Raw genomic sequence first — 14,464 nt, forward strand, 5'->3', positions numbered from 1 at the left:
ATATGGGCAAAGTATTAAACGATCTTTTAAAACAGTTAAGTTTAGAGAAGTTAGAAGAGAATTTATTTCGCGGTCAGAGCCAAGATCTAGGTTATGGTGCTGTTTTTGGTGGGCAAGTAATGGGCCAAGCCATTTCTGCAGCAAAAGAAACGGTTAAATCTCAGCAACAAGTGCATTCCTTCCATTCTTATTTCTTACGTCCTGGTAAAACGGACCAACCCATTGTTTATGATGTCGAGCGAATAAGAGACGGTAAATCACTGTCAGCAAGGCGCATTAAAGCAATACAAAGCGGTAAGCCAATATTTTATATGACGGCTTCGTTTAAAGCCCCTGAAAAAGGTTTTGAGCACCAAGATGTTATGCCTGAAGCACCTGCTCCAGAAGACCTTATTTCAGAGCAAGAAATGGCATTGTTACACTCTGATTTATTACCTGCCTTTATTCGTGACAAATTGGTTGCTGAAAAACCTATTGAAATGAGACCTGTATCTTTAGTTAACCCTGTTGAACCGGAAATTGAACCTGCTAAACGTTTAGTGTGGTTTAAGGCTGATGGGCATATGCCTGATGATTTACGTGTTCATCGTTATTTATTAGCCTACGCCTCAGATTTCAACTTCTTACCGACGGCATTACAACCTCATGGTGTTTCTTTTTTAAGTGAAGGGATGCAAGTGGTGACGATTGATCATTCTATGTGGTTCCATCATGACTTCCGTTTAGATGATTGGTTATTGTATTCAGTGGAAAGTTCGGTTGCCTCTGATGGCCGTGGTTTAGTTTCAGGTAAGTTCTTTACGAGAGAAGGTAAGTTAGTGGCTTCAAGTGTCCAAGAAGGGTTGATTCGACAACGTCGTAAATTGAAAACAGCGCCACAAACAGATGCACTGCAAGAGAATACTGAGAGTAAATAAAGAGTAAACCATTTTTGTCGTGTTAAAAATAAGATTGTAAAGATAAGAGTTTAAACACGAAGAGATTTAAATGAACAATATAGTGGTGGAGCTATGCGGGATCGAACCGCAGACCTCAACGCTGCCAGCGTCGCGCTCTCCCAGCTGAGCTATAGCCCCACTATATTGTTTATCATTTTTTAATATTGCTAACTCGTTTAATAAGTTAATTAACGCTTTGCTAACCAATTACTCATTAACCAACTGCTAATTAAACAACTAAAAACAGAACGGATTGTATTCGCACTATTTTTAGTTGTCAATTTCAAATAATCAAAACACCTTAATGTGTGGATCAGGACGTGTAGATCAAGTTGCACATTAGCTCAGTTAATTATCATTAGCAGGGCTATTTTACCTGTGTATTAATTCTATAAAAGCGAGTCGTCCCGCTAACTTCATTTCCTACGATTAAAATAGGTGTGCCAGAAGGGCTGTCTTTTGCACTGACAAATTTAAAGCCTTCAGGCCCTAAATCTCCCGCATCGACTTGATAAGTTTTAACGCCATCTGCATTTTTTTGTTTATTATCTTTTGGATTAACAGACATGTCACGGCTATTTAAATATTGTACAAACTGTGCATCACTAGGTTCGCTGATATCATAAACCATGATCCCACCCATTCGTTCTAAGCCGATAAATGCATAGGTCCTTCCTTCAATCACACCCGTAGTGAGTGCTTCTGGTTCAGGGCCTTTTTTAGCACTACGATCCTCTGCTTTTAATTTGTTATGTGTTTGGTTGAAATCTTTGCCGTATTTTTTAGCCGTGATTCGTTCAAAATCACTGCCGGAATCAAAGATCATTGTTGAACTGCTCATATCCCAAATAGAGAAAGATCGGCCGCCAAAGGTTAATAAACGGTCAATTTTACCGTCACCATCTAAATCACCGTGTTTTGCTGTTAAAGAATGAGAAAATTTGATTGTTTTGACAGTTGATTGTTGTGAGCCACCTTGTTTAAAGTTTGATAAGTCCAATGTTGCAGATATTGATTTAGGAGAATAAATATCACTAGAAAAAGCATTTTTTAACTTAAGATCATCTGCACAGTGCTTATCTTCTAAGTGATAATAAAAATGGCCTTGTTCACATTCATTTTGAGATAACTCAGTGACCCAATCACTTCTATCATCACCTTCATTTGCCGTCAGTAAATAATCAATGTGATTAATTTGTACTGTTGCAATCGTATCTGGTTGATACATGCCTAATAATGCTTCGTTTTTTAACCGTGCTTGCTTGTCTTTATCGTCACCATCAATTTCATTGCCTTTAATGAGATGGTCTTTAAAACCAAGCGACATAATACGTTCTATTTTTTTAGTCACTAAATCGACAACTGCAATGGCATTATTTTCTTGTAAAGCAACGTAAGCTTTACTGCTGTCTTGGTTAATCGCGATATATTCTGGTTCTACATCTTCAGCAATACTCGCTTGATAACCATTTAACAGGATATTTTTAGGCAGTTCGTTATGTCGGGAACCACCTTCATTAAAATCAGTGAAGTTTAAATGAGTCACCTTGGTAGAGAGTTGTTTATTTTGCCAATGGACATCTAAGATTGCTATTTCACCTTCAGGATCGACAGCGTAATTTCCAACACTCGGCTCACCCTCAAGTGCAACAACAAGCTGCTTTCCATTAGGTGTAAAAGTTAGCATATCTGGTAAGGCGCCAACATAATGTGCAGATACAAAACGTAAGTCTGAAGTATCATAGAAGGCAACCCAGCCTTTATCTGTTTTGTTTTTTGCTTCAATGGCAACGGCTAATAATCCATTATAAACATCTACACTATTCGCCGCGCCAGCTTCTTCATTTAAGTATTGTTTGATATCGGCTTTAAGATCTAGGCTATTCGCTAAAGTCGGGGCGTCTATATTGCTGCTATTAAGTACATCTATTTTCCCTGACTGTGCATTCACTACGAAGGTTTGTTGAGTTAATTTATCGAAGGTGACAATTTCAGCTGCGCTTTGGTCAAAAATATTAGCGTGGTATCGGCCCGCTTCAATCAGTTTAATACTGGATAGTTGAACTTGTTTTGTTGTTTGAGCTGAGATAGTTGAACAACTGAAGATAGTTGAAGAAAGAATAATACTGGTGATTAAATTATGTTTCATCGTAAGGCTTCCATGTCATATTGGATAAAGTAGACATATTTGTATCTTATTATTGTGACTATTTTATTAAATCGCTGCTTTAAAATGATTTATTCAATAGTAAGTATAAAACGGAAAGCTTGTTAAAGAGGGAATAAAGGTCATTTAATGTGGCGATACTTTATGAAAATCATATTACGGACATTATATTTGAGTTTATCATTCAAGCTTGGGTATGAATCTTAAACAATAATTGCTTGTTAAATATCAAAGTGTTGAAATTATCGACAGTCAGTTCATATTTTTGATTTTATTACTGTTTAGGGGTTGTGGTTAAAATTAACTTCTCTATAATACGCCTCACTTGCTTGAGAACGCTTTAAAGCAATCGCCCGGGTGGTGAAATCGGTAGACACAAGGGATTTAAAATCCCTCGACTTATGGTCGTGACGGTTCAAGTCCGTCTCCGGGCACCAATTTTAAGAAAAAAGCTTCGCATTTGCGAAGCTTTTTTTTTGCCTAAAATTTATGTTTATTGATTATACCAATCACACTAATTAACTGATCTATTTTACTTGTTAAAATAACTTGTACCAATCTAAAGTAATTATCTAGCCATTTATGCATGTTAAAATGAATGCTAGCTTCGTTGTTGATTTTGTAATGAGAATCCAGTTACTGCAATCAACGCTTTGCTAGTATCCGCTTTCCCTCACGCCTAAATAGACCATTTATTTATCCAGATTGGCATAAAGTAAAAATAAATAATGCATAGCTAATTCAATAAATTTTTTAATTCCTTAAATAAATTCTACCAACCTACTAATAGGTATAAAAATTACATTTTAAACTTCAATCACTTTAGGCCTTTGTCATGTTAAAATGCGAAATTAGAGGCCTATATACACTATTGTTTTATAGACCTTTTGGAATAACTCAGTTAAATTTGATGTAATAATTATTAGTATTACAAATCCTCATGTGATTTTTGAGTTCAAGGACTGAAAAGCTCAACTACTGGATGCTACACGCTAGTTTGAAGTCGTTAGACTTAGATAAGGTATAGATAAATAATGGACTTTTTCCATACGTTAAAATCTCGTTTATTATTTTTGATTTTTATTGTTACATTACCAGGATTGGTTGCTGTTTTATTTCAAGCAACTTCAGATCGTAATAATGCGATAAAAAGTGCTCGACAATTTGCTGTGGTGGCTGTCGATAACATCACATGGGAACAAACAGAAATAATAGAAAAAACAAAAATTTTTTTACAACGTTTATCTCAATCGCCAATATTATTAAACCCTAGTTCAATTGAATGTCATCAGTTTTTAGTTAATATTCATCATTTAACAGATTATTACGTCAATCTAGGTGCACCCAGTGCGGATGGACAATTACTTTGTAGTGCCACACCATTGAGTGAACCGGTTAATGTTTCAGACCGATCTTATATTCAACAAGCAATAACAAACAGAGCATTTACTATTGGTCAATTTCAATTTGACCGAGCCGCTGAAAAGACGAGTATTAATTTTGCTTATCCTATTATCAATGCATTAAATGATGAGGTTGTTGGGGCTGCCGTTGCTGTTGTTTCGCTTGATTGGTGGAGCGAGCAACTTGAACATGCTAACTTACCTGAAAAGTCAGTTGCATATATCACAGATTCTAATAATAAAATTATTGCAGTTTACCCTGAGAATAAAGCCCAACTTGGGCTTTCCTTAGATAGTGTTCAATATTCTGTTAAATCAATGTCAGATAAAAAAGTAAAATTAGTTGAAGATTCAAATAATTATCTGCGCATATTTGTGAGTCGGGCATTGATAAACATGAACGAGGGTAGTGATGCTGATGGTGCGGTCAATATTACTGTTGGTATCCCTTTTGAAAATGAATTAGCGCTTATTGATTCAAGGCTTTTGAAAATCATCTCACTGTTAATTGCTTTCATTATCATTAGCATCTTATTTGCTATTTTTACTATTAATAAAAGCATTTTAAAACCACTTAAAGCGCTTAAAAATTCTACTAAAAAACTTGAATTAGGCCTCACTGAAAGCGTGAACTCTGTGGAAGGAACCAAAGAGCTGATTGATCTACAAGAACATTTTTCTTTAATGGCAAAAACAAGGTTGTATGCAGAGCAGCAGCTCAAGTACAGCCAAGCGTTTTTGCAAGAAAGTGAAACAAGATTATCTAGACATTTACAAAATACACCACTTGGTTCAATCACTTGGGATAAAAACTTCGTTTGTACTGAATGGAATCGTGCGGCTGAACATATATTTGGTTATTCATCGAGTGAGGCTATTGGTGCCGATATTAGTGATTTAATCGTTTCACCTAACTTAAAAGCTGAATTCATAGATCAATATGGATTGTTATTAAGGCAAGAAGGAGGAACTAACTTTAAAGGTGTAAATATAACTAAAGATGGTCGTACCATTAATTGTAATTGGTATAACACCCTTATTCTTGATAAAGAGGGCATTATTAATGGTTTTGCTACATTAGTTAAAGATATAACAGAAGATAAACGTAATCAGGATACGTTAGATAATTTCTTTAAGTTGCCGATGAACTTGCATGCCATCATTAATTTCGATAAATCAATTATTAAAGTAAACAAGGGGTGGGAATCAATTCTTGGGTATACCTCAAATGAACTGGTTGGTACTAATGTATTAGCGTTAATGCACTCAGATGATATTCAAAAATCTAAAATAGTGACAACTAAATTAAAGACAGAACAAGATCTTCTTTCATTTGAAACGCGCTGCATGAGCAAGGGGGGCGAATATCGTTTAATTGATTGGTCCTGTACTGTCTCAAACGAAGATGGGAAGTATTATGCGATTGGTATCGATATAACAGAAAGAAGGTTAATTGAAGATAAGTTAAAACTAGCCGCTGGTGTTTTCACTCATGCTAAAGAAGCGGTTATGATTACTGACCAAAATAATAATATTATCGATGTTAATGATGCATTTACAAAAATAAGTGGTTATTCAAAAGACCAATCGATAGGCCAAAAAACGTCTCTGTTTAAGTCTGGTTTAGAGTCTGATGAGCTTTATAGTGAAATATATGATGTTGTCTCAGAGAAAGGTCATTGGACAGGTGAAATCCGCAATAGATGTAAAGATGGAACGATTATTTCTCAATTACTGACTGTCAGCACTATTTGCGATGCATTAGGACAAATAACAAATTATATTGCGTTATACACAGACATCAGTGCAATAAAAGAACAACAAGGTCAATTAGAACGTATTGCACACTATGATGTGTTGACTAATTTACCTAACAGAAGCTTGTTGGCTGATCGTTTAAAACAAGCAATGTTGTCTTGTACAAAAAGAAATCAATCTTTAGCGGTCGTTTTTCTTGATTTAGATAGCTTTAAAGAAATTAATGACGCTCATGGTCATAATACTGGAGACAAATTATTAGTAGAAATTGCTTCTCGGATACAAGCTTCTCTAGGGGATGAAGGTACACTTGCTCGTTTCGGTGGAGATGAATTTGTTGCCGTATTAGGAAATCTTGATGATGCCCATGATTGTGAACCTATTTTAGAAGAGTTACTTGCGGTAGTACAAGCTCCTCTGACAATTGGTCATGCCACTATTAACATTTCTGCAAGTATTGGTGTCACCATCTATCCTCATGACAATGTTGATGCAGAACAATTATTACGTCATGCAGATCAAGCTATGTATACGGCCAAGCAAGAAGGTAAAAATCGATATCATTTATTTGATATGGCCCAAGATATAGCCTTAAAAAATCAGCATGAAAAATTGATTAGAATAGAGGCTGCATTACAAGATAATGAGTTTGTGCTTTATTACCAACCTAAAGTTAATATGGTAACCGGTGAATTGATAGGGGTGGAAGCATTAATTCGTTGGCAGCATCCAGAGCGAGGTTTATTACCTCCTATTGAATTTCTACCAGTCATAGAACGCCATGAATTGACAATCAATGTAGGAGAGTGGGTGATTGATACTGCCCTTACTCAAATATCTCATTGGCAAAAACTAGGTCTCAATATTATTGTTAGTGTTAATATCGATGCGCTACAGTTACAGCAAGCGGCTTTTGTCGACAGATTATCTACATTATTAGCTGCCCATCCAGATGTCCCTAGAGGGTCTCTTCAATTAGAAGTATTAGAAACAAGTGAATTAGCTGATGTTAAAGATGTATCAAAAATAATGCATGCATGTATTGAGTTAGGTGTTGGCTTTGCATTAGATGATTTTGGTACAGGCTATTGTTCGTTAACTTATTTAAAACGCTTACCTGTTAACTTAATTAAAATAGATCAAAGCTTTATTTTTGGTATGTTGGATGATCCTGATGACTTGTCGATTGTTGAAGGGGTAATGGGATTATCTAAAGCTTTCGAACTTAATATCATTGCCGAAGGTGTTGAAACGCTTGAGCATGGACTCGCATTATTAGCGTTAGGTTGTTATTTAGCTCAGGGTTACGGTATTGCAAGACCAATGCCTGCTATTGATGTATTAGAATGGTCTGAGAATTGGAAGCCAGATAAAGCTTGGTCAGCATATGACTTAAATATTAATGGTTAATATTAGTTAACGGGTAAGTGTCGTTATCCATTGTTTTCAACATTTGGATTCAGATAATAAAAAGTATAAGTAAGGTTGGGGATCACTAATAAAACATTACTGAATAGAATGCTTATTATTGATAATATTATTTAGATATTTATACCTTTCGATGTGCTTTGTTCAATCGTTAACTTGGACTTCAAATTAGACGCACATGATGACAATGGTAAGCCCTTATCAAAGGTTGTAAGGCAAGTTGATTTTCAAGTTCACGACTTAGAGGACAAGTGGCGAAGTAAATATTTTCGTTGTTAGAATAATCGATTTAACCCGTCAAATCTTCCTATTTTAGCCTAGAATCTTTTCACACTAGCGCTTCCTGAACTTTGCACTTTGAATAGTAACGGGGATATAAGGTTTGAGATAAGATCCATACTATTATTAAAAGCATTCAGCTATAAAAGAAAATCTTCAAATAATCTCACCGTGTATCATTGATATCACTTCATTTTATTTCCGTTAACATCCTGATTATGCTTTAATACGGCGCTTAGTTGGTCGTTAAATAAATAGCATTGGGGTTTACTGTGAGTCAAGATATCGAGAAGCGTCTTAATAAATTTATCAGTGATTCGGGGCATTGTTCTCGACGTGAAGCAGATAAGTTAATTGAACAAAACCGCGTTAAAATTAATGGGCAAGTTCCGGAGTTAGGAACTAAAGTACAGCCTGGCGATGAGGTGTTTGTTGACGGTAAGCGTATTAATAAAATCGCAGCCAATAAGTCAGATCGCATTTATATAGCTTATAACAAGCCAACTGGTATTACTTGTACGACTGAACGTGAGGTTTACGGTAATATTATTGATGCTATTAGACATAAAGAACGTATTTTCCCTATCGGACGTTTAGATAAACCTTCTGAAGGTTTAATTTTTCTTACTAGTGATGGGGATATTGTTAATAAAATTTTACGCGCTGAAAATGCACATGATAAAGAATATCGTGTCACAGTAGATCAACCTTTAAGCGAACGTTTTGTTGACCGTATGCAGCGTGGAGTACCTATTCTAGACACAATTACTAAACCTTGTACTGTTAAAGTAGAAAGTCGTTTTGTATTTACTATTATTTTAACGCAAGGTTTAAACCGCCAAATTCGTCGTATGTGTGAATATTTAGGTTATGAAGTTACACGTCTACAACGAACGCGTATCATGAATGTGACGTTAAATAACCTAAAAGTAGGGCAGTGGCGAAACCTCTCTGAAAAAGAGATGGAAGAGATTAATACTGCTGTTGAAGGCTCTTCAAAAACAGCTGTTAATACTACTTTACCTAAACAACAACGTACGACTGACCAAACAAATAGTGATAAATTATCTCGTCAAAAGCAATCATCAGAGCCTAGCACTTCTAGTGCTTATTATGGAAAAGTAGAAAAAAGCGGAAAAGTAGAAAAGAGCGATAGAAATGATAAATACGGTGCAAACAATAAAAGTGCGCCTAAAGCCAAGAAAGTATTTATTAATAAAAATGCAAAACCAAGCACAACAACCAATAAACCAAAGTTGTCATTAAAAAGAAAATGAGCCAAGGTGAATTCGATATAATTAAACGTTACTTTCAGCGTTCAACAAATAAAGTTGATGGCGTTGAAATTGGTATAGGCGACGACTGTGCAATTTTAGATGTACCTTGCGATCATCAACTAGCTGTTACCACAGATAGCTTAGTGAGCGGCGTTCATTTTTTTGAGGATGTCGATGCTTACCGTTTAGGTTATAAATCGTTAGCTGTTAATTTAAGTGATTTAGCGGCAATGGGAGCGACAGCTAAGTGGGTTTCTTTAGCTATTACTTTACCAAAAATCGATGAAGTTTGGTTAGCTGAGTTTTGTCGAGGCTTTTTTGCTTTAGCTGATAAATACAACGTTAAATTAATTGGTGGTGATACCACAAAAGGACCTCTTTCGATTACCGTTTCAGCGAAAGGATTAGTCAAAACAGGACAAGCCTTAACACGATGTAATGCAAAGATTGGTGATGTCATTTTTGTTAGTGGTTGTTTAGGCGATGGCGCTTTAGGTTTACTGGTTAAATTATTGGCCACTGAAACGGAATTGTTTACTAAAGATAATCAGCAAGCCTTTGTCAACGCATTAGAGTTAACAGAGCCTCGCTTACATTTAGCTAAATTACTCGTAGGTTATGCCTCAAGTTGCATTGATATTTCTGATGGCCTAAGTCAAGATCTCTCTCATATTCTTAACAAATCTCAATGTAGTGCTGAAATTACGTTAGAAAATTTGCCTTTTTCAGACGCTATATTAAATGAAATTAAACTAGATCATCTTTCATTATCTCAAGTATGGCAACATGCGGTTAATGGTGGTGATGACTATGAGTTATTATTTACCATTCCTGCAGATAAAGTAAGTGCCTTTAAAGCACTGCTAAATACACAGTCAAAATACGACGATTTAGCTTGTTATGAAATTGGAAAAATAACTAAGCAAAAGCAAATTGAATGTGAAAAATTGACAACAGCCTCCGCTGTATCTTCCATATTATTCACTTATCTACAACAACCTGTTGATGTTAATAGCACTGGTTGGGATCATTTTAAATAAGGTAAAAAAATGTTAAATCGAGATGATTTAAAAGGCTTAAAACTATCCAATCCAATGCATTTAGCCGCCGTTGGTTTTGGTAGTGGTTTAGCACCTAAAGCCCCTGGTACATTTGGCACACTGGCGGCGGTACCTCTATTTTATTTATTAGCCATGCTTGATATTGAATCCTATTTTGCGGTTTTAGTCATCACTAGCTTTGCAGGTTTTTGGTTTTGCCATGTCACTAGTGACGCGATGGGAGTGCATGATCATAAAGCAATTGTATGGGATGAATTTGTAGGTTATTGGATAACCATGTTACCTGTTTTATTCTTTTATCCTGATCTTAAAAGTACCATGGATATTCCTTTTATTTGGAGTGTTGTTGGTTTTGCTTTGTTTCGTTTTTTTGATGTACTAAAACCTTTTCCTATTAGTTGGTTAGATAAAAAAGTGCATGGCGGCTTTGGGATCATGATTGACGATATCGTTGCCGGAGTCTTTGCTGCAATTGGATTGCTTTTGATAATTCAATATTGGGGGTAAATATGTTATTACGTTGGCTTATTCTTACTGTGACGTTTTATACAACTGGTAGTATTGCAGAAAGCCAGAATATATTTAATCCACAGGCCATTACCGTTGCTATAGATAAAACACCTGTTTCATTTAATCCTTATTCTGATCAAGCATTAATGGGACAGCAATTTAAACATCTACTATTTGATCCTTTATTTCGCTGGGATAAAAACCAAAAAATAGAACCGCGTTTGGTCAAAAATTGGAAGCGTATCGATAAACGAACTGTGCGTTTTTTTCTTCGTGATAATATACATTTTCATACGGGTAATTTATTAACTTCAAATGATGTACTTTGGTCCTTTGAGCAAGCAAAGAAACAAATTAACAGTAATTTTTTAAGTAAGTTAGATTGGGTTAAAGCTAATCATAAAAATAGCTTTGATATCAGAACAAGTCTCAGTGATATCCAACTGTTAGACTATTTAACCAATGTGTTTATATTAGACTCAAGGTTCTATGAAAGTAATACAAACGTATTAAATAGCTCTCCATCAATAATACTCCCACCCGTAAGAAATTTACAGATGTCTGGGACTGGTCCTTATTTAATACAACAATATAATCCTGTTTTAGGAATGGTTGTTGTTGCCAATCCAAATTATTGGGACGGTTTTCCTAAGGTTCAATTCTTTCGTTTTATGCGTATTAATAAGCCCCAATCTCGCTTATTTGCATTGTTAGCTGATGATGTACAGGTGAGTTATGCAATTCCTAATAAAAGTACCGAAGACCTTGAAAGTAATACGACGAAAAACTTAGTTAAAGTACCGTCTTCAAATGTCGTTTTTTTAACGATTAACGATAAATTATCACCAGTATTAAAAAATAAAGAAGCGCGTGATGCTATTCACCTAGCAATCAATCAAGCGGGTATGTTGAAATATATCTTAAAGGATAATGGTCAAGTGCATCCTTCTGTGATGGCGCTAGCCGACAATACGTTTTCAGATAAACAAGATAAAACAAAAGAAGATATGCCTGAATACGATTTAGAAAAATCTAAAGCGTTAGTCAAAGCCATGAAATTACCAAAACAAATGTCTTTATTGGTAATGTTAGATGATGTTGGGAATACCAAAAAAGTAGCTGAAGCATTAAGTAAAATGTTGAAGAGAGCTGGTATCGTTGTTGCTACGCAAGAAATTAGTTCTGAAGAAATATGGAAAAATACTAACTTATACTATGACTTAACTGTTTCTACTTGGCAGACTCAGTTAATGAGTCGAGATAATATGTATGAAAACTTATTTTTACAAAGCTATTTAACAGGTTATTTACAAGATAAGTTTAAGGGGCAGGGGTTAAAGGATAACTTTCAACAGGAATCTGCTTACTTTAAAACCTTACAGCAAGGTAACTGGGTTATCCCATTGTTTTATCAAGACAAAATTTGGGCTCAAAATAATAAATTTAATTTAGATGAAATATTTTCAAGTAACGGAATCCCATATTGGTCGTTACTTAAATTAAAAAATACTGAAGATAAACCTAAAAATGAAGATACTTTATTAAAGTTGAAAGAGAAAAACCAAGGCTAATATAAGAACTGCAACATAATGACGTGGTGTTAATTACTTCATTATGTTGTAGTTTTATTAGGCTTTTAAAATCATCGTTTTTCAAAAGCTTAATTCGTCATATTACTTAAACTTATCTAGTAAAAGCCAGTAAGTTAGGGTTATTCAACAAAGATTGTCTCAAAACACTAACAAAGCGTAGCTTTTAAAGCCTACCTGTAAAGTCCCAATAGTTATGTAAAGAAGCTTACTATTTGTTCTTCGATACCTTCACTATCAAGTTTTAACATGTGATAAATTTCTTGTTGTGTACCTTGTTCAATGAATGAATCTGGTAGGCCTAAGTGTTGTATTTTACCCGTATATTGCTGTGTCATTAAAAATTCACTAACAGCAGAACCTGCGCCACCGGCAATGCTATTTTCTTCAATCGTCACAATCTGAGAATGGCTTTCAGCAAGTCGTTTCAATAATGATTTATCTAATGGTTTTACAAATCGCATATCGACTAACGTAGCATTGAGTTTTTCTGCCACTGGCATCGTCGCTTGTAAAAACGTACCAAAACATAAAATAGCAAGTTTATTACCTTCTATAACGACTTTTGCTTTACCAATTTCTAATTGTGTCATTACTGCTTCAACTGCTATACCCGTTCCACTACCTCTCGGATAACGTACAGCCGCTGGTGTGTTAAGTAAATGTCCGGTGTATAACATATTACGACACTCTTGTTCATCAGAAGGGGTCATCACCGTCATGTTAGGCACACAACGTAAAAAGCTTAAGTCGTAAGCCCCTTGATGCGTAGGACCATCAGCGCCAACGATACCCGCTCTATCAATAGCAAACAAAACACCGAGGTTCTGAATTGCTACATCGTGGATCACTTGGTCGTAGGCACGTTGTAAAAAACTTGAGTAAATAGCAACGATAGGATTTAAATCTGCAATCGCCATACCTGCTGCTAATGTCACAGCATGCTGTTCTGCGATAGCAACATCGTAATACTTATCAGGGTGGCGTTTAGAAAACTCAACCATTCCAGAACCTTCACGCATAGCAGGCGTAATTGCGGTGAGTTTAGGGTCTTTATCGGCCATGTCATTTAACCACTGACCAAATATTTTAGAAAAAGTCGGTGCAGACGGTTTAGGAATAGGTAATGCTTGATCGGGTGTAAACTTGGGTACCGCATGATAAGTGATCGGGTCAAGTTCAGCTTGTTTGTAGCCTTTACCCTTTTTAGTCATCACATGTAAAAACTGTGGACCCGAATGAGAACGCATATTGCGTAATGTATCGACTAATGCAATCACATTATGCCCATCCATTGGACCAATATAATTAAAACCGAATTCTTCAAAAATAGTGCCTGGTGAAACCATGCCTTTTAAATGTTCTTCAGTCTTCTTCGCTAATTCTTTAATGGGGGGAATATTCGATAATACTTTTTTGCTACTTTCACGAAATTGAGTATATAAATCACCAGATAATATTTTAGCGAGGTGATTATTTAAAGCACCGACATTTTCAGAAATAGACATTTCATTATCATTGAGGATCACTAACATATCGTTATGCAAAGAACCTGCATGATTTAAAGCTTCAAATGCCATTCCAGCAGTGATTGCACCATCGCCAATCACGGCAACGACTTTACGGTCTTTTTTCTCTTTTCCTGCTGCAATCGCTAAACCGAGTGCGGCACCAATAGACGTTGATGAGTGACCAACACTTAATACATCGTATTCACTTTCTTCGCGCCAAGGGAAAGGGTGTAAGCCCTTAAACATGCGGATATTTTCCATTTGGTCGCGACGACCCGTTAAGATTTTATGCGGATAGGCTTGATGGCCGACATCCCAAACTAGGTGATCAAACGGTGTATGGTAAACATAATGTAAAGCGACCGTTAATTCGACTACACCTAAACCTGAAGCGAGGTGACCACTAGTTTGACTAACACTGGTTAATAAAAATTGACGTAATTCTTCGCACAGTGCAGGGAGCTGGTGTTTTTTTAATAGACGCAGATCTTCTGGATAATTAATATCAGCTAGCAACGGGTAATTTTTTAAATCCAATGGCAT

Annotated in this window: 8 protein-coding genes and 2 tRNA genes; 7 read left to right on the forward strand and 3 right to left on the reverse strand. The window is 35.8% G+C overall.

Annotated features, from left to right (window positions below):
• The first annotated feature begins 2 nt into the window (after positions 1 to 2).
• Positions 3 to 917: an acyl-CoA thioesterase II gene (gene tesB, locus V6255_RS12670; RefSeq protein WP_341628488.1), complete on the forward strand. Its 915-nt coding sequence runs from the start codon at positions 3 to 5 to the stop codon at positions 915 to 917.
• Positions 918 to 1,000: 83 nt separating this feature from the next.
• Here tesB and V6255_RS12675 read toward each other — a convergent pair.
• A tRNA-Ala gene (locus V6255_RS12675) sits at positions 1,001 to 1,076 on the reverse strand.
• 229 nt (positions 1,077 to 1,305) lie between these two features.
• Positions 1,306 to 3,087, reverse strand: a complete 1,782-nt coding sequence (locus tag V6255_RS12680; RefSeq protein WP_341628489.1) for a choice-of-anchor I family protein — start codon at positions 3,085 to 3,087, stop codon at positions 1,306 to 1,308.
• A 369-nt stretch (positions 3,088 to 3,456) separates the two neighbouring features.
• Between V6255_RS12680 and V6255_RS12685 the strand changes: the two genes are divergently transcribed.
• The 6 genes from V6255_RS12685 (at position 3,457) to V6255_RS12710 (ending at position 12,392) form a co-directional block, all read left to right on the forward strand.
• Positions 3,457 to 3,542, forward strand: a tRNA-Leu gene (locus tag V6255_RS12685).
• Between the two features lie 597 nt (positions 3,543 to 4,139).
• The gene (locus V6255_RS12690; RefSeq protein ID WP_341628490.1) at positions 4,140 to 7,676 is read left to right on the forward strand and encodes an EAL domain-containing protein; all 3,537 of its coding nucleotides are present in this window, start codon (positions 4,140 to 4,142) and stop codon (positions 7,674 to 7,676) included.
• Between the two features lie 569 nt (positions 7,677 to 8,245).
• Entirely contained in the window at positions 8,246 to 9,250 is a 1,005-nt protein-coding gene (gene rluF / locus V6255_RS12695) for a 23S rRNA pseudouridine(2604) synthase RluF (protein WP_341628491.1), read from the forward strand.
• Positions 9,247 to 10,290: a thiamine-phosphate kinase gene (gene thiL / locus V6255_RS12700; RefSeq protein WP_341628492.1), complete on the forward strand. Its 1,044-nt coding sequence runs from the start codon at positions 9,247 to 9,249 to the stop codon at positions 10,288 to 10,290. Before rluF ends, thiL begins: the two co-directional genes overlap by 4 nt.
• Before the next feature lie 9 nt (positions 10,291 to 10,299).
• Positions 10,300 to 10,818, forward strand: coding sequence for a phosphatidylglycerophosphatase A family protein (locus tag V6255_RS12705; protein ID WP_341628493.1), 519 nt, complete (start codon positions 10,300 to 10,302; stop codon positions 10,816 to 10,818).
• Positions 10,819 to 10,820: 2 nt separating this feature from the next.
• On the forward strand, positions 10,821 to 12,392 hold the full coding sequence (locus tag V6255_RS12710) for an ABC transporter substrate-binding protein (RefSeq protein WP_341628494.1): 1,572 nt from the start codon (positions 10,821 to 10,823) through the stop codon (positions 12,390 to 12,392).
• Positions 12,393 to 12,604: 212 nt separating this feature from the next.
• Here the strand turns inward: V6255_RS12710 and dxs are convergent, their stop codons facing one another.
• Entirely contained in the window at positions 12,605 to 14,464 is a 1,860-nt protein-coding gene (gene dxs, locus V6255_RS12715) for a 1-deoxy-D-xylulose-5-phosphate synthase (RefSeq protein ID WP_341628495.1), read from the reverse strand.

The organism is Psychromonas arctica (assembly GCF_038155225.1).
GTDB lineage: Bacteria > Pseudomonadota > Gammaproteobacteria > Enterobacterales > Psychromonadaceae > Psychromonas > Psychromonas arctica_B.

Coding starts and splice junctions, on each gene's coding strand:
- tesB (WP_341628488.1), top strand. CDS start 3: ATGGGCAAAGTATTAAACGATCTTTTAAAACAGTTAAGTTTAGAGAAG.
- V6255_RS12680 (WP_341628489.1), bottom strand. CDS start 3,087: ATGAAACATAATTTAATCACCAGTATTATTCTTTCTTCAACTATCTTC.
- V6255_RS12690 (WP_341628490.1), top strand. CDS start 4,140: ATGGACTTTTTCCATACGTTAAAATCTCGTTTATTATTTTTGATTTTT.
- thiL (WP_341628492.1), top strand. CDS start 9,247: ATGAGCCAAGGTGAATTCGATATAATTAAACGTTACTTTCAGCGTTCA.
- V6255_RS12705 (WP_341628493.1), top strand. CDS start 10,300: ATGTTAAATCGAGATGATTTAAAAGGCTTAAAACTATCCAATCCAATG.
- V6255_RS12710 (WP_341628494.1), top strand. CDS start 10,821: ATGTTATTACGTTGGCTTATTCTTACTGTGACGTTTTATACAACTGGT.
- dxs (WP_341628495.1), bottom strand. CDS start 14,464: ATGCCATTGGATTTAAAAAATTACCCGTTGCTAGCTGATATTAATTAT.